1 protein-coding gene is annotated in these 867 nt (G+C 60.8%); it reads right to left on the bottom strand.

Annotation, left to right across the window (positions count from 1 at the left end; all coding sequences use genetic code 11):
- Window positions 1-177: 177 nt before the first annotated feature.
- The coding region (locus RR842_RS13720; RefSeq protein WP_332730150.1) for a 4Fe-4S binding protein at window positions 178-867 on the bottom strand (690 nt) is incomplete at its 5' end.

The raw sequence follows: 867 nt of genomic DNA, 5'->3' as shown, positions 1-867 counted from the left end.
CGCCAGGAGCTGCTTGATTTTCTGGCGGGGTAGAGGCCCGACGCTTTTCCGATAGAGTTGTTTTCTGGGATGCTCTTTCTTGCCGCTTGGTCTTCTTGCCTTAAGGTGGGGATGCTTTGCTACCGAACCGAAATATTTATAGATAGTTATAGATTGGGTAGATTGGCGATAGGCGCATCACTTGAAAGTGACGGTTCTCTGTTGATTTTTTTCCACCGGTGCACTTGGCTTGACCTCGATGTGGATGGAGGCGGTGGGGCAGTGCTTGACGCATTCGCCGCAGCGGGTGCACTCGCCCAGTTGCAGGGTCGCGTCTGCGGCATGCAGGTCGATACGCTCGGCGCAGGCGGACGCGCATGCAGTGCAGGGTGCGCCTTCGCTTGTGCGCAGGCAGGTGGAGGCGTCGATGCGCGGCCGGAACGTGCGAGCGAACTGGCCGAACACGTTGAGCAGTCCGGCTACGGGGCACAGGTTCAAACACCACTTGCGGTACAGCACCAGCTCGATGGCAAGCGCGGCAGGGAACACGATGGCCGAGAGCGTCATCTGCTTGTCCACGATGAGGTGCCACAGCGACCCCACGGTGCCGAAAGTGAGCCCGATGGGGCACACGAGACAGAACAGCGGAATTCCCGCGACGAGCGTTGCCAGCAAAACGGCGCTGAGCGCCCAGGTGCGCTTGTCGCGCCCCAGGTAGCGCAGGCTTGCGGCAAGCCCCTTCGCCTTGCGCGTGCCCGAGCAGGTTTGGTGCGTGCTGGAAGCCGTGCAGGTTTTGCAGGCCTTGTTTGCCAGATCTTTCGCAGCGGCGGCTTTGGTGTGCGCGCACGTGCTGGAAGATTGCCCGCTATGGTCTGCGATGCCTTTGCT

Origin of the sequence: Gordonibacter sp., from assembly GCF_036667095.1 — a bacterium.
Lineage (GTDB): Bacteria > Actinomycetota > Coriobacteriia > Coriobacteriales > Eggerthellaceae > Gordonibacter.
The sequence above is the reverse complement of the archived record's forward strand: the minus strand, read 5'-3'. Positions and strand labels throughout refer to the sequence as shown.